28 protein-coding genes are annotated in these 25,256 nt (G+C 63.1%); 15 read left to right on the top strand and 13 right to left on the bottom strand.

Annotated features, from left to right (window positions below; genetic code table 11):
• Positions 1-85: 85 nt before the first annotated feature.
• A complete protein-coding gene (locus AC0L2Z_RS23865) occupies positions 86-1,000 on the bottom strand; it encodes an SMP-30/gluconolactonase/LRE family protein (RefSeq protein ID WP_473524083.1) in 915 nt (304 codons plus the stop codon).
• Positions 1,001-1,292: 292 nt separating this feature from the next.
• On the opposite strand from AC0L2Z_RS23865, the gene AC0L2Z_RS23860 reads away from it, so the two are divergent.
• Entirely contained in the window at positions 1,293-1,442 is a 150-nt protein-coding gene (locus AC0L2Z_RS23860) for a hypothetical protein (RefSeq protein WP_473629511.1), read from the top strand.
• Positions 1,443-1,531: 89 nt separating this feature from the next.
• Here AC0L2Z_RS23860 and AC0L2Z_RS23855 read toward each other — a convergent pair whose 3' ends face one another.
• From AC0L2Z_RS23855 to ccmA, 4 genes are all read right to left on the bottom strand, one after another.
• A complete protein-coding gene (locus tag AC0L2Z_RS23855) occupies positions 1,532-2,110 on the bottom strand; it encodes a DsbE family thiol:disulfide interchange protein (protein WP_023803345.1) in 579 nt (192 codons plus the stop codon).
• Positions 2,107-2,274, bottom strand: a complete 168-nt coding sequence (gene ccmD / locus AC0L2Z_RS23850) for a heme exporter protein CcmD (protein ID WP_023803344.1) — start codon at positions 2,272-2,274, stop codon at positions 2,107-2,109. Before ccmD ends, AC0L2Z_RS23855 begins: the two co-directional genes overlap by 4 nt.
• A 149-nt stretch (positions 2,275-2,423) precedes the next feature.
• Entirely contained in the window at positions 2,424-3,089 is a 666-nt protein-coding gene (gene ccmB / locus AC0L2Z_RS23845; RefSeq protein WP_023803343.1) for a heme exporter protein CcmB, read from the bottom strand.
• 46 nt (positions 3,090-3,135) lie between these two features.
• A complete protein-coding gene (gene ccmA / locus AC0L2Z_RS23840; RefSeq protein ID WP_473629482.1) occupies positions 3,136-3,744 on the bottom strand; it encodes a heme ABC exporter ATP-binding protein CcmA in 609 nt (202 codons plus the stop codon).
• Positions 3,745-4,029: 285 nt separating this feature from the next.
• Here ccmA and acnA point away from each other — a divergent pair, with 285 nt between their 5' ends.
• Positions 4,030-6,720: an aconitate hydratase AcnA gene (acnA, locus tag AC0L2Z_RS23835; protein WP_473629481.1), complete on the top strand. Its 2,691-nt coding sequence runs from the start codon at positions 4,030-4,032 to the stop codon at positions 6,718-6,720.
• Between the two features lie 77 nt (positions 6,721-6,797).
• Here the strand turns inward: acnA and AC0L2Z_RS23830 are convergent, their stop codons facing one another.
• Positions 6,798-7,493: a ceramidase domain-containing protein gene (locus AC0L2Z_RS23830; protein WP_473629480.1), complete on the bottom strand. Its 696-nt coding sequence runs from the start codon at positions 7,491-7,493 to the stop codon at positions 6,798-6,800.
• A 178-nt stretch (positions 7,494-7,671) separates the two neighbouring features.
• On the opposite strand from AC0L2Z_RS23830, the gene AC0L2Z_RS23825 reads away from it, so the two are divergent.
• Together AC0L2Z_RS23825 and AC0L2Z_RS23820 are read left to right on the top strand one after the other, a co-directional pair.
• Positions 7,672-8,466 (top strand): DUF1223 domain-containing protein, encoded by a 795-nt coding sequence (locus tag AC0L2Z_RS23825; protein ID WP_091592176.1) that lies wholly within the window; start codon positions 7,672-7,674, stop codon positions 8,464-8,466.
• Between the two features lie 589 nt (positions 8,467-9,055).
• Positions 9,056-9,439, top strand: a complete 384-nt coding sequence (locus AC0L2Z_RS23820) for a DUF2794 domain-containing protein (protein ID WP_473629479.1) — start codon at positions 9,056-9,058, stop codon at positions 9,437-9,439.
• Here the strand turns inward: AC0L2Z_RS23820 and AC0L2Z_RS23815 are convergent, their stop codons facing one another.
• From AC0L2Z_RS23815 to AC0L2Z_RS23800, 4 genes are all read right to left on the bottom strand, one after another.
• Entirely contained in the window at positions 9,440-10,012 is a 573-nt protein-coding gene (locus AC0L2Z_RS23815) for a GNAT family N-acetyltransferase (protein ID WP_091592173.1), read from the bottom strand.
• 117 nt (positions 10,013-10,129) lie between these two features.
• Positions 10,130-10,909: a Bax inhibitor-1/YccA family protein gene (locus tag AC0L2Z_RS23810; protein ID WP_128245809.1), complete on the bottom strand. Its 780-nt coding sequence runs from the start codon at positions 10,907-10,909 to the stop codon at positions 10,130-10,132.
• Positions 10,910-11,150: 241 nt separating this feature from the next.
• Positions 11,151-13,700 (bottom strand): ABC transporter permease, encoded by a 2,550-nt coding sequence (locus AC0L2Z_RS23805; protein WP_473629478.1) that lies wholly within the window; start codon positions 13,698-13,700, stop codon positions 11,151-11,153.
• Positions 13,700-14,410 carry an ABC transporter ATP-binding protein gene (locus tag AC0L2Z_RS23800; protein ID WP_473629477.1) on the bottom strand — a complete coding sequence of 237 codons (711 nt, stop codon included), beginning with the start codon at positions 14,408-14,410 and terminating at the stop codon, positions 13,700-13,702. Before AC0L2Z_RS23800 ends, AC0L2Z_RS23805 begins: the two co-directional genes overlap by 1 nt.
• Before the next feature lie 85 nt (positions 14,411-14,495).
• Here AC0L2Z_RS23800 and AC0L2Z_RS23795 point away from each other — a divergent pair, with 85 nt between their 5' ends.
• Both AC0L2Z_RS23795 and thpR read left to right on the top strand, forming a co-directional pair.
• A complete protein-coding gene (locus AC0L2Z_RS23795) occupies positions 14,496-15,140 on the top strand; it encodes an arylesterase (RefSeq protein ID WP_473629476.1) in 645 nt (214 codons plus the stop codon).
• Positions 15,141-15,279: 139 nt separating this feature from the next.
• Positions 15,280-15,876: an RNA 2',3'-cyclic phosphodiesterase gene (gene thpR / locus AC0L2Z_RS23790; protein ID WP_027153691.1), complete on the top strand. Its 597-nt coding sequence runs from the start codon at positions 15,280-15,282 to the stop codon at positions 15,874-15,876.
• On the opposite strand, the gene AC0L2Z_RS23785 is transcribed toward thpR, so the two are convergent.
• A complete protein-coding gene (locus AC0L2Z_RS23785; RefSeq protein WP_473629475.1) occupies positions 15,780-16,298 on the bottom strand; it encodes a low molecular weight protein-tyrosine-phosphatase in 519 nt (172 codons plus the stop codon). The genes thpR and AC0L2Z_RS23785 overlap by 97 nt on opposite strands.
• 18 nt (positions 16,299-16,316) lie before the next feature.
• Between AC0L2Z_RS23785 and AC0L2Z_RS23780 the strand changes: the two genes are divergently transcribed.
• The 5 genes from AC0L2Z_RS23780 (at position 16,317) to AC0L2Z_RS23760 (ending at position 19,763) form a co-directional block, all read left to right on the top strand.
• Complete coding sequence (locus tag AC0L2Z_RS23780) at positions 16,317-16,658, top strand: 4a-hydroxytetrahydrobiopterin dehydratase (protein ID WP_473629474.1); 342 nt, start codon at positions 16,317-16,319, stop codon at positions 16,656-16,658.
• A gap of 115 nt (positions 16,659-16,773) precedes the next feature.
• Complete coding sequence (locus AC0L2Z_RS23775) at positions 16,774-17,136, top strand: YkvA family protein (protein WP_023803329.1); 363 nt, start codon at positions 16,774-16,776, stop codon at positions 17,134-17,136.
• A 234-nt stretch (positions 17,137-17,370) separates the two neighbouring features.
• Positions 17,371-17,874, top strand: a complete 504-nt coding sequence (locus tag AC0L2Z_RS23770; protein ID WP_091592451.1) for an invasion associated locus B family protein — start codon at positions 17,371-17,373, stop codon at positions 17,872-17,874.
• 177 nt (positions 17,875-18,051) lie between these two features.
• Positions 18,052-19,287: a dual-specificity RNA methyltransferase RlmN gene (rlmN, locus tag AC0L2Z_RS23765; RefSeq protein WP_287075192.1), complete on the top strand. Its 1,236-nt coding sequence runs from the start codon at positions 18,052-18,054 to the stop codon at positions 19,285-19,287.
• Positions 19,284-19,763 (top strand): hypothetical protein, encoded by a 480-nt coding sequence (locus tag AC0L2Z_RS23760; protein WP_287173052.1) that lies wholly within the window; start codon positions 19,284-19,286, stop codon positions 19,761-19,763. The genes rlmN and AC0L2Z_RS23760 overlap by 4 nt, the downstream gene beginning before the upstream one ends.
• Here the strand turns inward: AC0L2Z_RS23760 and AC0L2Z_RS23755 are convergent.
• A complete protein-coding gene (locus tag AC0L2Z_RS23755; RefSeq protein ID WP_287173053.1) occupies positions 19,735-20,376 on the bottom strand; it encodes a LysE family translocator in 642 nt (213 codons plus the stop codon). The two genes, AC0L2Z_RS23760 and AC0L2Z_RS23755, sit on opposite strands and share 29 nt — an antisense overlap.
• Positions 20,377-20,607: 231 nt before the next feature.
• Here AC0L2Z_RS23755 and AC0L2Z_RS23750 point away from each other — a divergent pair, with 231 nt between their 5' ends.
• The 4 genes from AC0L2Z_RS23750 to leuB all read left to right on the top strand — a co-directional run bounded on the left by AC0L2Z_RS23750 (position 20,608) and on the right by leuB (position 24,154).
• On the top strand, positions 20,608-21,831 hold the full coding sequence (locus AC0L2Z_RS23750) for an argininosuccinate synthase (RefSeq protein ID WP_287307724.1): 1,224 nt from the start codon (positions 20,608-20,610) through the stop codon (positions 21,829-21,831).
• A gap of 151 nt (positions 21,832-21,982) precedes the next feature.
• On the top strand, positions 21,983-22,291 hold the full coding sequence (locus tag AC0L2Z_RS23745; RefSeq protein ID WP_473609742.1) for a hypothetical protein: 309 nt from the start codon (positions 21,983-21,985) through the stop codon (positions 22,289-22,291).
• A 150-nt stretch (positions 22,292-22,441) separates the two neighbouring features.
• Positions 22,442-22,819 (top strand): RidA family protein, encoded by a 378-nt coding sequence (locus tag AC0L2Z_RS23740; RefSeq protein ID WP_473629473.1) that lies wholly within the window; start codon positions 22,442-22,444, stop codon positions 22,817-22,819.
• A 231-nt stretch (positions 22,820-23,050) separates the two neighbouring features.
• Positions 23,051-24,154, top strand: coding sequence for a 3-isopropylmalate dehydrogenase (gene leuB, locus AC0L2Z_RS23735; RefSeq protein ID WP_473629472.1), 1,104 nt, complete (start codon positions 23,051-23,053; stop codon positions 24,152-24,154).
• Between the two features lie 60 nt (positions 24,155-24,214).
• Here leuB and AC0L2Z_RS23730 read toward each other — a convergent pair whose 3' ends face one another.
• Complete coding sequence (locus tag AC0L2Z_RS23730; protein WP_287173057.1) at positions 24,215-24,889, bottom strand: DUF805 domain-containing protein; 675 nt, start codon at positions 24,887-24,889, stop codon at positions 24,215-24,217.
• Positions 24,890-25,256: the final 367 nt, after the last annotated feature.

The raw sequence follows: 25,256 nt of genomic DNA, 5'->3' as shown, positions 1-25,256 counted from the left end.
TTTCCCTTCGGTCTCAACGCCGCGACATTGGTCTCGCCGACGAACCAGTCACGCGCAGCAACCTCTTCGAAGACCCCAGGACCGCTCAAAATGTCTTTGCGCCGTTGACCATCAGCCGGACCATGTAGAGCGAGGTCGTGCCGGCGATGTAGAGGCAGTTCAGCTTGCCGCCGCCGAACACGCAATTGGCGACGACTTCCGGCACCTTGATCTTGCCGATCAGCGTTCCGTCGGGATCGTAGCAATGGATGCCGTCGGCGGCACTGGTCCAGATCCGGCCTTGGTCGTCGAGCCTAAAACCATCGAACAGGCCGGCCGTGCAATCGGCGAAGACCTTTCCGCCTGAGATCTTCTTGCCGGCCCCGTCGACATCGAACACCCGCATATGCGCCGGATTCTGCGCGCCATGCGTGCGGCCGGTATCGACGACATAGAGCTTGCTCTCGTCGAGCGAGAAGGCAAGCCCGTTGGGCCTGACCATGTCGGTGATCACCGCTTCGATCTCGCCGGTGCCGGGGTCGGCCCGGTAGACATGGCAGGCGCCGATCTCGCTCTCGGCCTTGTCGCCCTCATAATCCGTATCGATGCCGTAGGTCGGGTCGGTGAACCAGATCGAACCATCGGACCTGACCACCGCATCGTTGGGCGAGTTCAGCCGCTTGCCGCGCCATTTGTCGGCTATGGTGGTGATCGAGCCGTCATGCTCGGTGCGGCTGACGCGGCGGCCCGAATGCTCGCAAGTGACCAGCCGGCCCTGCCGGTCGACGGTGTTGCCATTGGAATTGCCCGACGGCTGCCGGAACACGCTGACGCTGCCGTCGGTCTCGTCGTAGCGCAGCATGCGGTTGTTGGGAATGTCGGACCAGACCACATAACGGCCGGCCGCAAACCAGGCCGGCCCTTCCGCCCACCGGCATCCGGTGAACAGCTTGTCCACCTGTGCGTTGCCGTTGAACAGCCGCGCAAAGCGTGGATCGAGAATTTCGTAGTCTTCGGCCATGGTTTTCTCCCGGGTCATGCAAATCGTTGGTGCCGGCGCGATCAAGCCAGCCGGCGATCGATATGGCAAGATCGTTGTATCGGGACAGGCAATGCGGCCCTTGCTCGAGTGACGGATGGAAGGACGGGCCCATGCGCCGTTAACCGGCTATGCGCCCAGCGCAATGGTGCATTGCAACATCTTCTTTTTGCGATGCACCATAACTATGTCATGCTGCGTATCGATCAGGGAGGAACAACCTGCCGCAACAATGCGGCACAGAAGGAACCTCGCTATGATTCTCGACAGTCTAATGAGCCGCGCTCGCACCAGCATCGCCAAGCGCCGGCAATACAACCGCCTCATCGCCGAAATCGATTCGTTTTCCAGCCGCGATCTGGCCGACATGCGCGCCGACCGCAGCGAAATGCTCTACCAGGTCCACAAGCAGGTCTACGGCTGAATCTTCGGTCGACCTATCACGTTCGTAATCCTTGGGCGTAACGACGCAAAGCGGAGTGAAGACCCAAGGATGACGAAACGGCGGGGCCATCAGCCGGGTGCTGCCAGCGCCTTCTCGATCTCCGGCAGCAGCAGCGCTTGTGCTGAGCCCGGCGTCAGCGGGCCGACGTGCTTGTAGGCGATCTTGCCGTCCTTGCCAACGACGAAGGTTTCCGGCACGCCGTAGACCCCCCAGTCGATCGCCGCGCGCCCTGCCGTGTCGACGCCGATCGCCTGGAACGGGTTGCCGAGATCGCCGAGGAACCGGCGGGCGTTTTCCGGCTGGTCCTTGTAGTTGAGGGCGGCGATGACGAAGCGCTTGTCCTGCGACAGCGCCAGCAGCAGCGGATGTTCGTCGCGGCACGGCCCGCACCACGACGCGAAGACGTTGACGAGCGTGACCTTGCCGGCAAACTGCCTGGAATCGAGCCCCGGCAAATTCATGCCCTCCAGCGCCGGCAGATTGGTCTGCGGCGCCGGCAGGCCGATCAGCGCCGATGGCACTTCCGAAGTGTCGCGGCCGGACAGCAGCTGCGTCAGGAACAGCCCCGCCAGCCCGAGGAAAATCAGCAGCGGCAACAGCACGATCAGGCGGCGTGAGCGCGCCGGCGTTTCCGTCTCCATGCTCATGATTTCCCCGCCTTATCGGAGCGCCGCCGCACGCCGGACGCTTCCAGCTCGGCGAGGTCTCGTCTGCGTGCACGCTGGTCGAGCAGGATCCAGCCGATCAGCCCGGCCAGCACCACGGCCGTAATGGCATAGGCAGCGGTCACATAGAGCGCATGCGCGCTCATAGGGGTCGCTCCTCCGGTGCAAAACCTTTCAGCCGGACCATTTCGCTTCGTTCCAACATGCCTTCCTTTAACCCTGCGTCATCGGCTTCGCAATCGACAGCAGCGCCGCAGCCTTTGACGCCCTGTAATCACCACCATGGCCGGCCAAATCAGTCGGTTCCATGGCGCAGCGCCAACGCTGCCGCAACCGGCCCCAGCACGGCAAGAAACAAGGTCAGCGCGGCAAGAATGAGGAAAGGCTGCAGAAACGGATCAGGGTTCGCCACCGCGCCATAGCTTGCCGAGACGCCGAAGATCAGCACCGGGATGGTCAGCGGCAGCACCAGCACCGAGATCAGCAGCCCGCCGCGCGGCAGTGCCACCGCCACCGCCGCACCGGCAGCGCCGATGAAGGTAATCGCCGGCGTGCCGACCAGAAGGGTCAGCGCCGTGGCGCCGATGCCGATCGGCTCCATGTTCATGAACAGGCCGAGCAGGGGTGCCGCGATGACCAGCGGCAGCACGCTTCCTGCCCAATGCGCCAGGCATTTTGTCAGCACGGTCAGCGCCAGCATCTGCCGGTCGTCGCCGAGCACCAGCAGATCGAGCGAGCCGTCTTCCCGGTCGGCCTGGAACAATCGGTCGAGACCGAGCAGGCAAGCCAGCAAGGCGCCGATCCACAGGATCGCCGGGCCGATGCGGGCAAGCAGATTGAGGTCCGGCCCGACGCCGAACGGGATCGTGGCGATCACCGCGAGAAAGAAGATCACGCCGGTCAGCGCCCCGCCGCCGGCCCGGATACTCAGGCGGATATCGCGCAGGAAGAGGGCTAGCATGGTTTTAGATGCCCTTGCCCAGGCACCCCCCTCTGTCCTGCCGACATTACCGAGTTTCCCCCATCCTCAATTCTTGTGCCCCCTCCAACCCCAGCGGCAGATGCGTCGCCGCAATAATGATTCCGCCCTCCGAACAGTGCTCCCGCATCAGCCGGCCGAATCGCTCTTCCGAAGCCTTGTCCAATCCGGCCGTCGGCTCGTCGAGCAGCCACAGCGGCCGCCGGCTGACCAGCAGTTTTGCGATCGCCGCGCGGCGGCGTTGTCCGGTGGAGAGATAGCCGAACGGCAGATGGCCGATACCGTCAAGCCCGACCATTGCCAGCGCCTCTTCGGCGCTCAAGAAATCCGCGCCCGAAAAATCGCGCCAGAAGCGCAGATTTTCCGCCACGCTCAGCGCCGTCTTCATTGCGTTCTGGTGGCCGAGATAGTGGCAGGCCGAGGCGACCGACGGAAAATCCTCACCGCCACCTTCAAGAAGCAAACGGCCTGCCACCACCGGCAGCAACCCGGCAACGACCCTGAGCAGTGTCGATTTTCCCGCGCCGTTCGGCCCGGTGACGATCAGCGCCTGGCCTTTGCCAAGGGCAAAGTCGAGGCCGGAAAAAACCGCCTCGCCGCCGCGTTCGCCGCCCAGATCTTCGGCGATCAGCCGCATTCCATGCCCGTCCCGAAAACATCGCGCCACGGCAGCTGCCGCATCGCACAAAATAGCCGTTCGACTGTCTAGAACTATTCCAGGAAATTCTCTATATGCGGGGCATCCGTGCCAGCGGTCGGCACGGGAAGCGAATTAGCGCCGAACCAGCGCACGCGCCGCCTTGAACGGCTCGGGTTGGCTGGGAACGGACAGCGGAAATGGCCGTACCCGCACCTTTGCGCGTGATTGCATGCCATCGGCGTCCGTTCCCTTTCAGGCTGAACAGACAAGGACGGATCGCACGTGTCAGAATCCCTCGATAGTTTCAATTGCCGCCGCACGCTGACCGCGGGCGGCTCCGATTATGTTTACTACGACCTCGTCGAGGCCGAGAAGAACGGCCTCACCGGCATCGCCCAACTGCCCTATTCGATGAAGGTGCTGCTGGAGAACCTGTTGCGCAACGAGGACGGCCGTTCCGTCACCAAGGAGAGCATCCAGGCGGTCGCCGGCTGGCTGACCGACAGGGGCACCGCCGGGGTCGAGATCGCCTATCGCCCGGCCCGCGTGCTGATGCAGGATTTCACCGGCGTTCCGGCCGTGGTCGACCTGGCCGCCATGCGCGATGCCATGGCCTCGCTCGGCGGCGACCCGCAAAAGATCAATCCGCTGGTGCCGGTCGACCTGGTCATCGACCACTCGGTCATCGTCGATGAGTTCGGCACGCCGCTGGCTTTCGCCCGGAATGTCGAGCTTGAATACGAGCGCAACGAGGAACGCTACAAATTCCTGAAATGGGGTCAGCAGGCCTTCCGCAATTTCCGCGTCGTGCCGCCCGGCACCGGCATCTGCCACCAGGTCAATCTCGAATATCTCGGTCAGGTCGTGTGGACCAACTCCGAAGGCGGCGAAACCACCGCCTACCCCGACACCTGCGTCGGCACCGATTCGCACACCACCATGATCAACGGCCTTGGCGTGCTCGGCTGGGGCGTTGGCGGCATCGAGGCCGAGGCCGCGATGCTTGGCCAGCCCGTCTCCATGCTGTTGCCCGAAGTCATCGGCTTCCGGCTCACCGGCAGGCTCAGGGAAGGCGTCACCGCCACCGATCTCGTGCTCACCGTCACCCAGATGCTGCGCAAGAAGGGCGTCGTCGGCAAGTTCGTCGAATTCTTCGGTCCGGGTCTGTCCAACATGACGCTGGCCGACCGCGCCACCATCGGCAATATGGCGCCCGAATATGGCGCGACCTGCGGCTTCTTTCCGGTCGATGGCGAAACCATCCGCTACCTCACCATGTCCGGCCGCGAGGAAAACCGCATCGCGCTGGTCGAGGCATACGCCAAGGCGCAAGGCATGTGGCGCGATACCGGGTCGGCCGATCCGGTCTTCACCGACCTGCTCGAGCTCGATCTCGGCAGTGTCGTGCCGTCGATGGCCGGCCCCAAGCGTCCAGAGGGCCGGGTCGCGCTCGAAGGCATTCCGGCCGGCTTTGTCAAGGCGATGGAAACCGAATACAAGAAGGCGGTCGAAATCGACAAGCGCTATGCCGTCGAGGGCACCGACTACGACCTTGGCCATGGCGACGTCGTCATTGCCGCCATCACCTCCTGCACCAACACGTCGAACCCGAGCGTGCTGATCGGCGCCGGGTTGCTGGCACGCAACGCCAACCGGCTCGGACTCAAGCAGAAGCCGTGGGTCAAGACATCGCTGGCGCCGGGCAGCCAGGTCGTCGCCGAATATCTGGAGAAATCCGGCCTGCAGAAGGAACTGGACCAGATCGGCTTCAATCTGGTCGGCTTCGGCTGCACCACCTGCATCGGCAATTCCGGCCCGTTGCCGGCGCCGATCTCCAGAACCATCAACGACAAGGGCTTGATTGCTGCCGCGGTGCTTTCCGGCAACCGCAATTTCGAAGGCCGCGTCTCGCCCGACGTGCAGGCGAACTACCTCGCTTCGCCGCCGCTGGTCGTCGCCCACGCACTGGCCGGGACCGTGACCAAAGATCTGACCACCGAACCGCTCGGCGAGGACCGCGACGGCAACCCGGTCTACCTCAGGGACATCTGGCCGAGCTCGGTCGAGATCCAGGAGTTCATCGAGAGGAACGTGACGCGCGAACTGTTCGCCCGCAAATATGCCGACGTCTTCAAGGGCGACGAATACTGGCAGAACGTCAAGGCGCCGGAAGGCCAGACCTATGCCTGGGACAACAATTCGACCTATGTGCAGAACCCGCCCTACTTCGCTGGCATGACATCGGGCTTCGGCACGATCGGCGACATCAAGGGCGCCCGCGTGCTCGGGCTGTTCGGCGACAAGATCACCACCGACCACATCTCTCCGGCCGGCTCGATCAAGGCGGCCTCTCCGGCCGGCAAGTATCTTACCGACCATGGCGTCGGCGTCGCCGACTTCAACCAGTACGGCACACGGCGCGGCAATCACGAGGTGATGATGCGCGGCACCTTCGCCAATATCCGCATCCGCAACCACATGCTGGGCGAGAACGGCCGCGAGGGCGGCTACACGATCCACTATCCGTCGAAGGAAGAGAAATCGATCTACGACGCCGCCATGGAGTACAAGAAGGAAGGCGTGCCGCTGGTCATCTTCGCCGGTGTGGAATACGGCAACGGCTCGTCGCGCGACTGGGCGGCCAAAGGCACCAACCTGTTGGGTGTTCGCGCCGTCATCGCTCAGTCCTTCGAGCGCATCCACCGCTCGAACCTGGTCGGCATGGGGGTCATCCCCTTCGTCTTCGAGGAAGGCACCTCATGGGCCTCGCTCAACCTCAAGGGCGACGAACTGGTCGAAATCGACGGACTGAGCGCCATCAAGCCGCGTCAGAAGATGATCGCGAAGATCACTTATGGCGACGGCACGGTGAAGAACATTCCGATCATCTGCCGCATCGATACGCTGGACGAACTCGACTACTTCAAGAACGGCGGCATCCTGCAATATGTGCTGCGCGATCTGGCCGCATAATGTGAAGGGTATAGGGGAGTAGGGCAGTAAGCAGTAGGGGAAAAGTCGCCTCCGCTGCCTCGTCCTATTCCCTACTCCTACTGCCCTACTGCCCTACTGCCATACTGCCCTAATTTCGGCCCTCCGAACCGCGCCGCCGCCGCCAGCAGCACGCCGAGCATCAGCCCGTTGAGGATGTGCCACAGGAAATGCGTGCCGAGCGGGAAGCTGCCGCAGACCAGCGGATCGATCGTCCTGAAGATGACCGACACGACGAAGATCGCCGAGCCCGCCAGATTGTACCAGCCGGCGCGGTTGCCGCTCGCCGCCACCCAGGCGCCGAAGGAGGCGAGCGCCAGGAAGGGCGGCAGGTAGCCGGTCGTGCCGTTCGATGCCTGGCTCAGCCAGTCCGGCACGGCCCAGGTCAACAACCCGGTGACGGCATAGAATGCGAAGAAGATGGCGATCGCCTTGCCCCATTGCATAGCGAGGAAACGGCGCAGGTTGAACAGCGTGTAGGCCAGCGTGAACCCGGCGATCGGCAGCACGTCGGCCCAGACCGTGGCATGGTTGGCAAAGGTGTGGAAAAGCGCCGAGCCGATGCCGATCGCCACCACCCACCAGGCCAGCATTTCGGCGAAGATGCCTGTGCCACGCCGGCGCACCTCCCGGACACCCCACAGCCCGGCGACAAGAAAAGCCAGATTGGTCAGTGCGTTGACCGGCTCGGCCCAGAACTCTGGCCCGACCCGCTCGCAGTACAGGTCGACCGGCGTCAGGAGAGTTTGCCACATGCTGATTGTCGCCCGAATCGGTAACTACCTTGAAGTGTAGCCCATCCCGTTGCGCCCTTGCAGTTTGTCGCAACGGTAGAATTTCACCGCAACGTGACTTCCCGTTGACTGCCGCTTCTGCCACATATTTCGCCAACCAGAACAAAGCCGGCCATCACCGGCGGGAGTCGAAACGGCCATGACACCTCGAAGACCATTGCGGCTTGCGGCGTTTGCGCTGGCCCTCTCGGTGCTTGCCGGAGCTGGACTTGCCGCCAATGCGCTTGCCGGCGAGGCCGACCGCTCCCAGACAGATAAATCCCTGGTCGGCCAGCCCTTGGGCGTGGTCGAGCTCTTCACCAGCCAAGGCTGCAGTTCCTGCCTGCCGGCCGATGCATTTTTCGCCGAGCTTGCCGCCAAGGAGAACATCGTCGCGCTCGCCTATCACGTCGACTACTGGGATTATCTCGGTTGGAAGGACACGCTGAGCCGCAAGGAGAACACCGAGCGGCAGTATGAATATATGCGTGCCTTCGGCAGCCGCTCGGTCTATACGCCGCAGGCCGTCATCAATGGCCGCAGCCATGTCAACGGCGCCCGCCGCGAGGAAGTCGACGGCGCGCTCGCCCGCATGGAAACGTCCGGCGAAGGCATGCAGGTCCCCATCGACGTCAGCCGGACCAGCGACCGCGTCATCATCGACGCCGGCGATGCCGGGAGCGGCCCCAGCGATGCCCATGTCGTCATCGTCTATTTCGACCCGCCGCAGACCATCAAGATCGGCAAGGGCGAGAACACCGGCCGCAGCATGACCTATTGGAACGCCGTCTCCGGCATCCAGACCGCCGGCATGTGGCACGGCAAGGCGCAGCGCTACGAATTGCCAATGAGCGTGATTGCCAAGAAAGGCGGCTGCGCCGTGCTGCTGCAATCGGTGGGCAAGGACGGCATGCCGGGTCCCATCCTGGGCGCCGCCCTGATCCACAAGCCCTGAACGCCCTCTCCTTCTCCCCTTGTGGGGCCCGAAAGGCGGGCGAGGCCCACGACTCGCCCCGGGTGGTGGATCGGCGCGCAACGTCGAAGGAATGAGGCAGCGGCGATTCAAGCAAATTGCCAAGCTGCAACATCCCTCATCCGTCGCCTTCGGCGACACCTTCTCCCACAAGGGGAGAAGGGAAGGCCGCGCATTCACTCGGCCAATAAAATAAAAAACCGACGTCAGCTTGCTTCTGACGCCGGTCATTTAGGTTTTGGGATCGTCGCACTCGATTTCTCCAAGGGAGAAACCGAGGTTGGTTCGATCCGACGCAGACCCGTGGGCGGGGGGCTTGGGGTTTACGAGCCAGTGCCGGACCGAACCGTCTCAGGCAACATCCGTAAATTCGTCGGAGATTGGGGCTTTAGCGCGGTTAAATGAAGGCAGGATTGTGGCAAAGCATCACCAATTTCAACGGGCGTTTTTATAAACGTGACTGGACACCGCGGAAACGTTGCGCCGCCAGCCTCTCCCCAGCCGGGCTTGCAATTCCATGGCGAAAGCGCCAACTTTGATTAATGTAAGATTCATTCGAAGGGATCGAGGCATGACTGATCACGGCAGTGGGACGGAGGATGGGGACGCATCCGCAATACTGATCCCGCTGCATGAGGCAAGACGTGAACGCGACCAGCCGGTGCGGTTCGACCGGCGTGAATTGGACCAGATCCTGAGGCTTTACGGGCGCATGGTCGCCGCCAATGAATGGCGCGACTACGCCATCGACCATCTTGCCGACCGCGCCGTCTTTTCCGTCTTCCGTCGCACCAGCGAGGTGCCGCTGTTCCAGATCGTCAAGGATCCGAAGCTGGCGCGCCGGCAAGGGGCTTTCGCCGTCATCGCCGCCGGCGGCCGCATCCTTAAGCGCGGCCAGGAGCTTGGCCGCGTGCTTGGCGTGTTCGACCGCACGCTGAAACTTGTCGAGGCCTAACTACTTGTTGTGCTTCCGGAATCTCCGTTCCGGCAGTGAGTTGGGATCGGGCGGAACCTGAGACCCGCCATTGATCGGCAGTTGCATGAACACCGTGTCGAGCCAGCGTCCGAGCTTGTAGCCGGAGGCTTCCAGACGGCCCGAATGGCGAAAGCCGAGCTTTTCATGCAGCCGGACCGAGGCACTGTCCGGCCGACCGTCGCCGATCACCGCGATGATCTGGCGGAAGCCCGCCGCCTCGGCCGCCGCGATCAGCCCTTGCATCAGCTTCAGCCCGATGCCATGGCCCTTGGCCTCGGGCGCGACATAGACAGAATCTTCGACGATGAACCGGTACGCAGGCCGCGCCCGGAAGGCGCCGGCATAGGCATAACCGAGCACGATGCCGGCTTTTTCCGCCACCAGATAGGGAAAGCCGCCCGCTATCAAACTGTCGAAGCGCTCGCCCATCTCGGCACGATCAGGCGGCTCCAGTTCGTAGCTCGCCGTGCCGTGGATCACCGCATCGGCATAGATGGCGGTGATCCGGTCGAGATCGGCCGCTGTCGCGCCGCGTATCGTGATGCTGCTCATAATTTATGCAAGCCGTTCATCTGCCTTCTATAACAGCAAAGGCCGGCACAGAAGGAAAGGGCGGCCGTTGGGCCGCCCTTTCCAAATTCGCTGGTCCACAGACTCAAGGGCCCGTTGTTAACGGCGATCGCCCATGAACTGCAGCAGGAACATGAACAGGTTGATGAAGTCGAGATAGAGCCTGAGAGCGCCCATGATAGCCTTGCGGCCGGCGACATCAGTCTCGTCGCCCTCGAAATACATCTCCTTGATGTTCTGCGTGTCGTAGGCGGTCAGCCCTGCGAAGATCAGCACGCCGATCGCCGAAACGGCGAAGGAAAGCGCCGACGACTGCAGGAAGATGTTGATCACACTTGCGATGATCAGACCGACCAGGCCCATGATCAGGAACGAACCGAGCGCGGAAAGATCGCGCTTGGTCGTGTAGCCGTAGAGCGACAGCCCGCCAAAGGCGGCGGCGGTGGCGAAGAAGGTCTGCGAGATGCTGGCGGTGGTGTAGACCAGGAAGATCGACGACAGTGACAGGCCGACGAGGCCCGCATAGACCCAGAACGTCGTCTGCGCGGCCGAAACGCTCATCGACTGGACGCGAAACGACAGGAACAGCACCGCTGCCAGGGGGGCAAAGATCACCAGCCATTTCAGCGGCGAGCCGAAGATCGCGTAGCCGAAGGATGTCAGCATATCGCCGTTCGGCAGCGTAGCGACCGCCGAAGCCGGATCGGTGGTGGTGGCCAGCATGATCGTTCCGACCGCGGCGAGGCCGGTGATGAGGAGGCCAAGCCCCATCAGATTGTAGACCTTGATCATATAAGCGCGCAGGCCCTGGTCGATAGCAGCATCGACGCCGACGCCGGGCACGGCACGCGTCTGATAATTGCGAGCGGGTTCAGCCATGGAAATCCTCATATTGCTTCTGCCCCGTCCGGTGTCCGGTCGATTTGGACCGAGGCGCCGCTGGCGGGGCTCCAGCATGCCTGCCGCGAAATATGATGGTTATTGGCGTCAAGAACAAGACCGTAACCGGGCGTAATGCTTCGTGAAGTAGCAAAAATCCGGATTTATCGGCCGTCCGAAGCCCAACATTAACAAGATTTAACCAAATCCCGGTCGCGTTGAGCTTGCCGACCCTTGCAGATCAGAGATTGCGCAGCACCGGCGCCGCCTTGTGGCCCAGCACCCGCCAGGTGCCGGCGAGGCCGATGCCGACCGTGACCAGCAAGGCAAAGACAATGGTTGCCACCGCCACATCGGGCATGAAATGCGACGGCAGCGTCATGACGCGCGCGACAACGAACCACGCCGCAATGCCGCCTGCCGCCAGCGCGAAGATCGCGGTGGCGAGGCCGATCAGCATGTATTCCAGCGAAAAGGCCGCGATCAGCGTCTTCCTGGTGGCGCCCAGCGTCTTCAGCACCACCGCATCGTGGATGCGGGCGCGGTTGCCTGCCGCCAACGCGCCGGCCAGCACCAGCACCGAGGCGATCAGCGCCACCCCAGCCGCGGCCCTGATAGCGGTGCCGAGTTGCGCCACCAGCCGGTTGACGATGTCGAGCGCGTCCTTGACCCTGACTGTCGTCACCGCGGGAAAGGCACGGGTGACAGCGTTGAGAAGACGGGCATCGTCGGCCGGCGACGCGCCCTTTTCGGTGAGCGTCGCCAGCCAGCTGTGCGGCGCGCCGGCAAATGTGCTGGGCGAAAACACCATGACGAAATTGATGCCCATCGTCTCCCACTCGACCTGGCGGAAATTGGCGATCTTCGCTGTCACGTTGCGGCCAAGCACGTTGACGGTGACGGTATCGCCGAGTTTCAGCCCGATCTCTTTGCCTTCCTCGGCCGAAAACGACACCAGCGGCTCGCCGGCATAATTGTCCGGCCACCATGTCCCTTCGGTCAGCGTCGCATTCGCAGGAATTCTGGCCTCGTAGGTCAGCCCGCGATCGCCGCGCAGCACCCAGGCCCCTTCCGCCGGGACCTTGACCTTGTCGACGTCGACGCCGTTCAGCGCCATCACCCGGCCGCGCAGCATCGGCACCTTGACCAGCGTGCCTTGCGGCGCCTCCCTGCCGACCAGCTCCGAGAACGCATCGACATCGCTGCTCTGGATATCGACGAAGAAGAAGTTCGGCGCCCGCTCCGGCAGGCTGCCGGAAATCTGCCGCCTGAGATTGCCGTCGATCAGCGCCAGCGTCACCAGAAGCGTCAGCCCCAGTCCCAGCGACAGCACCACCGACGGCGTCAAGGCGCCCGGCCGATGGATGTTGCCGATGGCGAGCCTGAGCACCGTCGAGCCAACGCGCGGGCTCCTTTTGGCGGCCCACTGCACCAGCGCGCCGACAAGGCGCAGCACCAAAAAAGCAAAAATGGTGGCGCCGACGAAGATCGAGGCGATGTAGCGGTCGCCGGAAAACAGAATGGCCAGCGCCGCCAGCAGCAGCGCGATGCCGAGCGCCGCCGCCGTGTAGAGCGGGCGCGGAAAACCGCGGCCCTCAAAACCCATTTCACGAAACAGCGCCGTCGCCGGCACGTCGCGCGCCCGGCCGAGCGGCAGCAAGGCGAAAGCCAGCGTCACCAGCAGCCCGAACAGCGCCGCCATGCCGAGCGCGCCGGGATAGAATCCGCCTTCCGCCGGCACCGGAATGATCGACTGCAGCGCCGCGCTCGCCGCGAACGGCATCAGCGCGCCAAGCACGACGCCGAGCGTGATGCCAAGCACGGCGATCATCAGGATCTGCACCAGGTAGACGGCAAAGACGAAACCGCCCGAAGCTCCCAGGCTCTTGAAGGTGGCAATGACGCCGCGCTTGCCGTCGAGATAGGCGCGCACCGCATTGGCCACGCCGACGCCGCCGACCACCAGCGCCGTCAGCCCGACCAGCGTCAGGAACTGCGAAAACCGTTCGATATTGGCGGACAACGACGGTGCTGCATTGCTGCGCGTGCGGATCGACCAGCCGGACTCGGGAAACTCCTCCGCCGCCTGATCCTGAATGGCTTTTATGCGCGTCTCGCCGGTGCCGCCGGGCAGGCGCACCTTGTAGGCGTTCTCGACCAGGCTGCCGGGCTGGATCAAACCGGAAGCGGCAAGCCCGTCCGTCGAGATCATCAGCCGCGGCGCAAAGCCGAAGCCGTCGGATACCGCGTCCGGCTCGTTGACGAGCCGGGCGCGCAGTTCGAAGGTGGCGCTGCCCAGCTTCAGCCGGTCGCCGATCCGAAGGTTCAGCCGCTCGAACAAAAGGTCGGGTGCGGCGGCGCCGAAAACACCGGATTGTTCGCCGAACAATTCCTGCTTCGACAGCGCCGGCTCGGTCTGCAGCGCGCCATAGAGCGGATAGGCGCCGTCGACCGCCTTGGCCTCGACCAGCGCCTGGTCGGAGCCGTCCTCGAGCCGCGCCATCGAGCGCATGTTGGCGCTGTGCGAGACCGTGCCCAGCCCGTCAAGAAAGACCTGCTCGGCCTGCGTCGCGGCGCGCTGATTGAGCTGGAAACGAAGATCGCCGCCGAGCAGCGACTGGCCTTCGTTGGCGACACCGGCGGTAATCGCCCGGGCCACCGAATTGACACCGCCGATCGCCGCGACGCCAAGCGCAATGCAGGCAAGGAAGATCAGGAAGCCGGACAGCCCGCCGCGCATCTCGCGCAGCGAGAAGCGGAAGGCGAGCTTCAGCGTGCGCGACAGCGGCATCAGGCCGGCACCTTGCCAGACTTTGGAACTGGTTCTGGCGCATCCTCGATCCGGCCCGACCGCATCGACACCTGCCGGGAGCAGCGTGCGGCGAGCGCCGGATCGTGGGTGACCAGCACCAGCGTCATGCCGCGCTCGGCCGCTTTGGCGAACAGAAGATCGGCTACCTGCCGTCCCGTCGCCTGGTCCAGATTGCCGGTCGGCTCGTCGGCGATCAGGATGCGCGGCGAAGGCGCCAGTGCCCGGGCGATCGCCACACGCTGCTGTTCGCCGCCGGACAATTCGCCGGGATAGTGAGTGACGCGATCGCTCAAGCCCACCGCCTCGAGCTCCCGCGCCGCCACCCCGAACGGATCGGCATGGCCGGCTAGTTCCAGCGGCACTGCGACATTTTCGAGCGCTGTCATATTGGGAATGAGGTGGAAGGACTGGAAGACGATGCCAATGTTTCGCCCACGAAACGATGCGATCTGATCTTCGCTCTTGCCGTTCAGCAATTCGCCGGCGATTCGTACCGTACCCGAATCGACCCTTTCCAAACCGGCCAAAACCATCAGCAGCGTCGACTTTCCCGAGCCCGACGGCCCGACGATGCCGGTCGCCTCGCCATTTGCCACGTCGAGGCTGACGCCTTTCAGGACATGGACGGAAGACGCTCCTTCGCCGAGCGTCAGCGATACGTTTTTCAGCGCGATGACGGCTTCTGTCAAAATAAAATCGTCCTATATGGGAAAGGGAGGGCAGAATTCCGCCTACCGCCAGTATAATGTTCTCGGTCATATGGGGCCCTGCCGCATGGCTTTCAAACACCGACTTGCCGTAGCCTTCGTCCTTTTCCTCGGAATTTGCGGCGCCATTTCTTCGGCGCGCGCCGAGCCGTTCAAGATCGTCGGCTTCGGCGACAGCCTTATGGCAGGCTTTGGCCTCGGACCGGACGAAGGCTTCACCCGGAAACTTGAGGCAGCACTCGGCGCCAAGGGCCACGATGTGACCGTCGCCAATGCCGGCGTATCCGGCGATACGTCGAGTGGTGGCCTGTCGCGGCTCGACTGGTCGGTGCCGGACGGCACGCAGCTTGTCATTCTCGAACTCGGTGCCAACGACATGCTGCGCGGCGTTTCTCCCGATATCACCCAAAAAAATCTCGACGCCATGCTGGCGAAGCTGAAGCAGCGCAACATCGCCGTGCTGCTGGCCGGCATGCGCGCCGCCCCCAATCTCGGCGCCGACTACCAGAACGGCTTTGACGCTATCTTCCCGAAACTGGCGGAAAAACACGGCGTCCCGCTCTATCCATTCTTTCTCGACGGCGTCGCCGGCGAACCAGCTATGCAACTTGAGGACGGCCTGCACCCGAATGCCAAGGGCGTCGACCGCATGGTCGAGCGCATACTGCCGGATGTCGAGAAAGCCATTGCCGTGGTTAAGGGCAACTCTTGAAGGGACCGGATTTCGATGATGCTACGCATTCCCCGCACGATTTGATTTTAGGCCAGGTGCAACCAACAAACCGCTTGCCCCGCTCGATTTTCGATGATTCGCTAGGGGCAGAGTTCGATTCGAGGACAGGAGGCTTGCCATGCCGCGTCTTTTCACCGCCCTCGAAATACCGCGTGATGCCGCCCTTTCGCTGTCCCTGCTCCGGGGCGGCCTGCCCGGGGCCCGTTGGATCGACGTCGAGAACTACCATATGACGCTGCGCTTCATTGGCGATGTCGAGGGCCATGTCGCCGACGAGATCGCCAACGCGCTCGACCGTGTCCACCGCCCGTCCTTCGCGCTGACACTGTCCGGCGTCGGCGCCTTCGGCCAGAAAAAACCGCACGCGGTGTGGGCCGGCGTCTCCTTCTCGCCCGATCTTGCGGCCCTACAAGCCGAGATCGAGCGCATCTGCCAGCGCCTCGGCATCCCCGCCGACCCGCGCAAATTCATGCCGCATGTGACGCTGGCCAGGTTGCGCAATTCGAGCCCGCTCGACGTCGCCCAGTATCTTTCGGCGCGCGGCAATTTTTCGACGCTGCCCTTCCGTGTCGGCCGCTTCGTCCTGATGTCGTCGCGCGATTCGGTCGGCGGCGGACCCTACATCGTCGAGGAGGCCTGGCCGCTGTCGGGCGCCGACAGCCGTGCCTCGAGCCGCGTCGCCAGCGCCTCCGACGCTTCGCGGATCATGCGGTAGACCGAGGCAAACGCCCCCGGCCCCTGATGATAGGGGTCCGGCACGTCGCCCACCTTTCCCTCGGCGAACTCGAGGAACAGATGGACACGGTCGCGCATGGCGGCAGGCACCAGCGCTTTAAGATCCCGGAGATTCGATCGGTCCATGGCGAGAATGAGGTCGAAACGCGAAAAATCGTCCGGCGCCAGCTTGCGCGCCGTCTGTCCGGAAATATCGACGCCGTGCCGCTTGGCGATCGAGATCGAGCGCGGGTCGGGTGCCGAACCGGCTTCCCAGTCGCTGGTCCCGGCCGAATCGAGCAGGATATCCCGGTCGAGGCCGCGCTCTGCCAGGACCGCGCGCAACACGCCCTCCGCCAGTGGCGAGCGGCAGATATTGCCGAGACAGACAAAGAGAATGGATTTTATCGGCTTGGCGCTCATCGATCCGGCACTATGCTGATGACTGCAAATCCAGATAGCACAGGAAGCGACCATGGCGAGAGAGAAACTGGCAGGGAGGCGCTGGCCGGGCTCGACGGCTGGTCGCTGGCCGAGGATGGCGGCTCGATCGCGCGCAGCTTCACCTTCAGCGATTTTTCCGAAGCCTTCGCCTTCATGACCCGCGTCGCCTTGGCGGCGGAGAAGATCGACCATCACCCCGACTGGTCGAACGTCTACAGCACGGTGAACGTGACGCTGAACACCCATGATGCCGGCGGCCTGACCGCGCTCGACTTCGAACTGGCCAGGACGATGGACCGCTATTTCGGTCAGGTCGTTGGAGATCTGTCGACGCCGTAGCCCGATTTTCAGGCCGCGGAACGGCCGGGCTCTTGTAGTGGACTGGCGTTTTCACCACATTTTCCGCTGGCAGGCGCGCGTGGAACGCCATGCGCAGCCTCGTTAGGAGAGACTGATGGCGCAAAAATCAGGTTTTGATTTCTTCGGCTTTGGCGGCAAGCCGGGCGACGAGAGCGAAGTGCGCGAGAAATTCTGGCGCACGGCCAAGCGGGCTGCCCGGCAGATCCCGTTCATGGAGGAACTGGTCGCCGCCTATTACTGCGCCATGGACAAGAACACGCCGCTGCGCGCCAAGGGCATCCTGGTGGCGGCGCTCGGCTATTTCGTGCTGCCGGCTGACGTCATCCCCGACTTCGTCCTCGGACTGGGCTTTACCGACGACATCGCCGTGCTGACCGCCGCGATCACCACCGTCAAAGCCCACATCACATCGGCGCATCGGCTCGCCGCCAAACAGGCGATTGCCGACAACGGCTGAGCCGGCGATAAGGCAGAAAAGTCAAACTCTTGCCGCTTTCGTGGCATCCAAGTCGCGATTTGGACGTTGCAACTGCCGCTTTCGAGCGACGGGCGCAAGGATGGCGGCGGTTTCCTGGGGTGGATGTCCTTTTCCTGAGGGAACTTCACCGTTTGGTAACCCAGATTAAATCAAAATGAAGCGACGGGCAGGACGCCGAGCCGGCCTGCCTCCGCACCATATATGGGAAAAGCGATGCGCGGATTGATTGCTACAATTTCGAGCCTGGCACTGGTGGCCATGACAGCGCCGGCTCTGGCGCAGTCGGCAACCAAGATCGGCCAGCACAATGCCTGGGGCACCTACAGCTACCAGGCGTCGGGCGGCAAGGTTTGCTATGTGTTGACCGTGCCGACCGACAAGCAGCCGCCGACGCTTGACCATGGCGACATGTTCTTCTTCGTCAGCCAGCGGCCGGGACAGCAAGTGTCTTACGAGCCGCAATTCATCGCCGGCTACAATTTCCAGGAAAACTCCAAGGCCACCGTCACCATCGACGGCAAGAGCTTTTCGATGTTCACCCGCGGCAAGTCGGCCTGGGTCGAAAACGCCGCCGAGGAGCCGGTGCTGATCGCCGCGATGAAAACCGGCAGCGACATGAAAGTGCAGGCGAAGTCCGGCCGCGGCAACACCACCACCTATGTCTTTTCGCTGAAAGGCATTTCGGCGGCGCTGTCGTCCATCGCCAGGTGCAAATAGCCAAGCCGGGTTTGAGTGAGCGGCCGGGCCGGGCCGGGCGCGACTCTCCCTTCCCCCTTGTGGGAAGAAGGTAAAGATCGCCCCTGCATGACTCCGCCGTCAAGCTGTGCTATGCGCCGCGCTTCATTTCGGGCACGATGCTGTAATCGGCCGTAAATCGCTTATATTGGCGCAACAATGACCCTCTCATTCGACCTTACCACTGACGGCGCCCGTGACGCGTTGCGCGCCCGCGCCGCGCCGGCGGAAAAACCGTCGCTGATCGGCCTGACCCGCGCCGAGCTTGGCGCTGCGCTCGTTGCATCAGGCATCGTGCCGGAGCGCCAGGCCAGGATGCGCGCCCAGCAGCTCTGGCACTGGATGTATGTGCGCGGCGTCTCCGACTTTGCCGGTATGTTCAACATCTCCAAGGATCTGCGCGCCGAGCTCGGCAAGCATTTTACCGTCGCCAGGCCCGAGATCGTCGAGGAGCAGATTTCCTCCGACGGCACGCGCAAATGGCTGTTTCGCTTTCCGCCGCGCGGTGCCGGCCGGCCGGTCGAGATCGAAACCGTCTACATTCCCGAAGAAGGCCGCGGCACGCTCTGCATCTCCTCACAGGTCGGTTGCACGCTGACCTGCTCCTTTTGCCACACCGGCACGCAGAAGCTGGTGCGTAACCTGACCGCAGAGGAAATCCTCGCCCAGCTTCTGACCGCCCGCGACCGGCTCGGCGATTTCCCCGACCGCGACACGCCTGATGGCGCCGTCGTTCCGGCCGAGGGCCGGAAAGTGTCCAACATCGTCATGATGGGCATGGGCGAGCCGCTCTACAATTTCGAGGCGGTGAAGAAGGCGCTGCTGATCGCGTCCGACGGCGACGGGCTTTCCCTGTCGAAGAGACGCATCACGCTGTCGACTTCCGGCGTCGTGCCGGAGATCTTCCGCACCGGCGACGAGATCGGTGTCATGCTGGCGATCTCGCTGCACGCCACCAATGACGATCTGCGCGACCTTTTGGTGCCGATCAACAAGAAATATCCGCTGAAAGAGCTGATCGCCGCCTGCCGCGCCTATCCCGGCCTGTCGAACGCCCGCCGCATCACCTTCGAATATGTGATGCTGAAGGACGTCAACGATTCGATCGAGGACGCCAAGGGGCTGATCAAGCTGCTCAAGGGCATTCCGGCCAAGATCAATCTGATCCCGTTCAATCCGTGGCCGGGCACCAACTACCAGTGCTCGGACTGGGAGACGATCGAGAAATTCGCCGACTACATCAACAATGCCGGCTATGCCTCGCCGATCCGCACGCCGCGCGGCCGCGATATCCTAGCCGCCTGCGGCCAGCTCAAGTCGGAATCCGAGCGCATGCGCAAGGTCGACCGGCTCGCCCTGGAAGCGATGATGATCGCGGGGCACGGCGAGGCGTGAACCGCCTTGTCGCCTACCTCATCCGCTTCGCCATCATCCTGATCGGCTATGCCGTCGCTGCGCTGGCGGCCAGCGCCTTCCTCAACATCATGTTCCTGGCCTCGCTGGGCTATACGCCGGAGCACGCGGACCCTACGGCGACGGCTTCGCTGTATTTTTCAATCCCCTTCGTTGCGCTGTTCGTCGCCTATTTCGCCTTCATGCCGGCAGCGGTGGCGATTCTCGTCTCGGAAATCCTCGGACGGCGCGACTGGCTGTTCTATGCGCTGGCGGGCGCGGTGGTCGCGGCGGTCTTCCTCGGCTTCGCCCACCAGACCGCCGACGCCAACTTCGAGATCACCGACCCGCGCGTCGTCGCTGCCGTGATCGGCAGCGGCATGGTCGGCGGCATTTTCTACTGGCTGAGCGCCGGGCGCTCGGCCGGAAGCTGGCGCCAAGCCGGAAGGTCTACTTCGCCTGGGCGGTCAGGATCTTGAGCGCAAAGGCCGAAAACACCCCGGCGAACAGATAGTCGACGGCGCGCGTCACCCGCGGGCTTGCTTTCATCGCGGCCGAGAATTTTTCTGCCGCAAAGACCATCGGCGCTGTTACCGGGATCGACAAAACGACGAACATCGCGCCGAGGAAGAACAGTTTTCCGGGCGCGTTCGGATCATGGGCCGAGACGAACTGCGGCAGGAAGGTCATGAAGAACAGGATGATCTTCGGGTTGAGCAGATTGACGCCGAGCCCTGCCGCCCAGGCGCGAAACAGCGAAATCTCCGGCCCGCTCTTCTTCTCGGGCGAAAACGCCGAACCCTTGGTGATCGCCTGCCACGCCAGGAAGACGAGATAGGCGGCGCCGAGAATCTTCAGGACAAAAAAGGCCGCTGGCGAGGCGACGATCAACGCCGAGATGCCGACCACCACAAGCGTGGTGTGGATCAGCGTGCCGAACAGCGCGCCGGCCATCGAGGCAAAGCCGGTGGCGCGGCCATGGCTCAGCGTGCGCGACACGAACAGCGTCATGTCGGGGCCCGGCGTGATCGCCAGGATCACGGTGGCGATGGCGAATTGGATCAGCGTGGTGGTGTCGGGAATGAAGGACATCTGCGGGCCCCTGGATAAAGAAAGCGCAGCCTATAGCGCAGGTGCCTTATCGACACCAGCTTCTCGCCAGCACGGCGCCTTGGAGTTGGCGAAGGCGCAGGGACATCCGATCTCCCCTTGTGGGGAGAGATCGGCAGCTGCACCGGCGGCCTGATCACCGTTCGTCTCTTGCGCAGCCCGGAAAGGCCGTGATACCTCGCCCGACGAGAACCTCTGTCGCGGAACAGCCAAATGTCGAAAGCAAAAGCCGTCAAGAAGGTCGTGCTCGCCTATTCCGGCGGCCTCGACACCTCCATCATCCTGAAATGGCTGCAGACCGAGCTTGGCGCCGAGGTGGTCACCTTCACCGCCGATCTCGGCCAGGGCGGCGAGCTGGAGCCGGCGCGGCGCAAGGCCGAGATGATGGGCATCAAGGATATCCGCATCGTCGACGTGCGCGAGGAGTTCGTCTCCGACTTTGTCTTCCCGATGTTCCGCGCCAACGCCGTCTATGAAGGCACCTATTTGCTCGGCACCTCGATCGCCCGCCCGCTGATCTCCAAGCACCTGGTCGAGATCGCAAAAGAAACCGGCGCCGATGCGATTGCGCATGGCGCCACCGGCAAGGGCAACGATCAGGTCCGTTTCGAGCTTTCGGCCTATGCGCTCAATCCCGACATCAAGGTCATCGCGCCATGGCGCGACTGGTCGTTCAAGTCGCGCACCGACCTGATCAACTTCGCCGAGCAGCACCAGATCCCGGTGCCGAAGGACAAGAAGGGCGACGCGCCTTTTTCGGTCGACGCCAATCTTCTGCATTCGTCCTCCGAAGGCAAAGTGCTGGAAGACCCGTGGAGCGAGCCGCCGGAATTCGTCCACCAGCGCACCATCTCGCCGATGGACGCGCCGGACAAGGTCACCGAGATCGAAATCGAATTCCTGAAGGGCGATCCGATCGCGCTCGACGGCAAAAAACTGTCGCCGGCGACGATGCTGGCGGCGCTCAACGATCTCGGCCGCGACAACGGCATCGGCCGGCTCGATCTTGTCGAGAACCGTTTCGTTGGCATGAAATCGCGCGGCGTCTACGAGACCCCCGGCGGCACCATCCTGATATCAGCCCACCGGGCGATCGAATCGATCACGCTCGACCGTGGCGCCGCCCACCTCAAGGACGAGTTCATGCCGCGCTACGCCGAGCTGATCTACAACGGCTTCTGGTTCGCGCCCGAACGCCTGATGCTGCAGGCGATGATCGACAAGAGCCAGGAAGATGTGGAAGGCACGGTGCGGCTGAAACTCTACAAGGGCAACGTCATCGTCACCGGCCGCAAGTCGAAGAAGACGCTCTATTCCGACGCGCTGGTCACCTTCGAGGACGATCGCGGCGCCTACGACCAGAAGGACGCCGAAGGTTTTATCCGCCTCAACGCGCTGAGGCTGAGGACGCTGGCGGCGCGCAGTCGAAAGAGCTAATCAGAATAGGACATGTAGAACCCGGTGAAAGCCGGGTTCCTTATTTGTATCCCCTAATATACCGACATCAAAAGACTAGACCAGACGCTTTCTCGCTTGACCTCTCGGCGATCTTGTCCAACTGCTTTCGCAATGGGCAGGGGAATTTGCTATGAGATTGGGGTTTTTGATTTTGCCGGCGATGGTCGGCGCGCTGGCAGGTTGCCAGACTGGGCAGGACACCGCGAAGAAGAATCCCGAGGCTGGGTACAACCGCTGCATCGCCGCTGTCGCTGTATGGAGCATTACGCTCAAACATGAGACCTCCGCCTTCATGGGTGTGTCCCAGGAACGCATGCCAAGCCTCTTCTGTCAGCGCCTGCGCGATGCGGTGCTCAGTGGCCGAATTACCGCGTCCGACATCAACAGCCTCCAGCTCAATCAACCGACCGAGATTTGGAAGGTCATTAAGGGGAAGTGACGGGTCAGGCGCTGGCTACGCGCATTGCGCTCGATGTCTCTACCGTCGTTTCACATCAAAGGTTTTTTGCCCCGTCGATCCGCCCTGCCTGGCCTATGGCGGGAAGGCACTTCTTCGGCTCAACCTTCCTAAGGAAAATGCGAGGGAACCATGCGAAAACTGATCTCCACCGGCTCGCCCTTCGAGAAGGCCGCCGGTTATTCACGCGCCGTGGTACAGGGCGACTGGTGTTTCGTTTCCGGAACGGCCGGCTACGACTATGCGACCATGACAATGCCGGAGACGGTCGAGGCGCAGACGCGCAATTGCCTGGCGACGATTGCCAAGGCGTTGCAGGACGGCGGTTTTGAGATTGCCGATGTGGTGCGGGCGCATTACTACATCACCGACGCGGCTTTCGTCGACATCGTCTTTCCGCTCCTGGGCGAGGTGTTTGGCGACATCAGGCCGGCGGCAACGATGATCGTCTGTCAGCTCAACAAGCCGGAAATGAAGATCGAGATCGAAGTGACGGCACTCAAGCGCTGAGTTCGACGGCGGTGCAGGAGCTTGCGCGACCTTGTCGAGGCGCGTTCATCGACAAACATGCTCTGAACCAAACGCTTGCGCGTGAGCCTCTTGGCGTTTAGCAAGGCCGCGGCTCACGACAGCGCCGCGCATCCTTTAGACGCGCAAAGGACGCTGTAGAATTTTGTTTCTGCGCATGATGCTTTGCGAAATCGATTCCGATTTCATGCGCCACAATTAGGACGGTTCCGGATGGCTTCGAAAAATCTTCTTCTGCTCGCTGGCGACGGCATCGGCCCCGAGGCGATGGCCGAAGTGAAGAAGCTGATCGCCGCCATGAACGTCAAGCTCGACAGCGGTTTTGTCACCGATGAGGGGCTGGTCGGCGGCTGCGCCTATGACGCGCATGGCGCGGCGATTTCCGATGCCGACATGGCCAAGGCGATGGCCGCCGACGCGGTGCTGTTCGGCGCCGTCGGTGGGCCGAAATGGGATGCGGTGCCGTATGAGGTGCGCCCGGAAGCCGGACTGCTGCGGCTGCGCAAGGACATGGAGCTGTTCGCCAATCTCAGGCCGGCCATCTGCTATCCGGCGCTGGCGGCATCCTCCTCGCTCAAGCAGGAGGTGGTCGAAGGGCTCGACATTCTGATCGTTCGCGAGCTCACCGGCGGCGTCTATTTCGGCGAGCCGAAGCAGATCATCGATCTCGGCAACGGCCAGAAGCGCGGCATCGACACCCAGGTCTACGACACGTTCGAGATCGAGCGCATCTCGGGCGTTGCCTTCGAATTGGCGCGCACGCGCAAGAACCACGTCACCTCGATGGAAAAGCGCAATGTGATGAAATCCGGCGTGCTGTGGAACGAGGTCGTCACGCAGACGCACAAGGCCAGATATGGCGACGTCAAGCTCGACCACATGCTGGCCGATGCCGGCGGCATGCAGCTGGTGCGCTGGCCGAAACAATTCGACGTCATCGTCACCGACAATCTGTTCGGCGACATGCTGTCCGACATCGCCGCCATGCTCACCGGCTCGATCGGCATGCTGCCCTCGGCGTCGCTCGGCGCGCCGGATGCCAAGACTAAAAAGCGCAAGGCGCTCTACGAGCCGGTGCACGGTTCGGCGCCCGACATCGCGGGCAAGGGCATCGCCAACCCGATCGCCATGATCGCCTCCTTCGCCGTGTCCATGCGCTATTCCTTCGGCATGGTGGCTGAGGCCGATCGCCTGGAAAGCGCCATCGCCGCCGTGCTCGACCAGGGCTTGCGCACTAGGGATATTCTTTCCCCTGGCATGACCGAGGTCGGCACCGCTGAGATGGGCGACGCGATCATCGCCAGGTTCCTGGGCTAAGCCTGCTGGCGATCGACGTCCGCCTGGCTTCCAGCCCCTCAAAATCGCTGTGTCGACCAGCTAGGCCCTGACCCCCGCCGGCACCGGGCCCCACTGATTTTCACGGGCCTGCGTCGGGATCAGCGCGAAGACCAGGATGATCAGCCAGCCGATGGTCGGGATGAGCACCGCCAGAAAAAGCCAGCCGGTCAGGCCGATGTCGTGCAGGCGACGCACGTTCAGTCCGATCCAAGGCGGGATTGTCGCCAGCACAAACGCGCCGCAAAGACCGACCGTCACTGCCGGCAAATCGTCAAGATGGCCCATGACGTCGTCGATGAAGAGGCCGACGCCGACGACCAAGATCAGCGCGATCGTCCAGAACAGGCAATAGCCCCAATATTCCTTGCGGCGGGCACGGCCGGAGAAATTGAAGTAATTTTCAGTCAGGCCCCGCCGGAAGTAGCTCCAAAGGTCGGTGGCGGGAGCATTGTCAGCGAAACGGCCGAACTGTTGCGGCGCCCCGGGCGCATTGCCGGTTTGAGCGGTTGCGGCAGGCGGACTGGCAGCCTGGGCACGGATCGAAAAAACCTCGCGTGCCCGTCCGCCGGCCGGCTGGAACTCGATGGCTGTGCCCCTGCCTATCGTCGCCTCACGGCGCAGATCCTCGCGCGAAAACGTGTAGCGGTTGCCGTCGGCTCCGGTGATGAAGCCAAAACCCTGGTCCTCGTCATAGTGAAGCACTTCGCCGCGCATGTCCTGCCCCTCGTCCCGCTGGCCAGACTGTTCAAAGTTGCGGCAGACCGCAAGGGGTGCGTGCGCGGGAGCATCGCTCCAGACAAAAGATAGGGCGCCACTCGTGTTGGAGACGACCAATCGTCGAAGTCTGCGCCGCCCCTCATCGCCCTGCCGGGCACTCCCCGTATAGTGACGGGGAGAAGGACGCTGTCATCGCCGGTTTCGCCAATCGCGGGCATCGCGGAAAGAACGCCGAGGCTGCGGCCAGCGGGCTTCTCCCCGTTACGGGGAGAAGGTGCCGGCAGGCGGATGAGGGGCGGCGCAGACCTGAATCGATTGCCTTGGCGAGGGCCAGCCCTTGCAGGCCATGATAAGCCAACGATGC

The sequence above is a fragment of the Mesorhizobium sp. WSM4850 genome (assembly GCF_055811735.1).
This window is presented reverse-complemented; position numbering and strand designations above follow the sequence as displayed.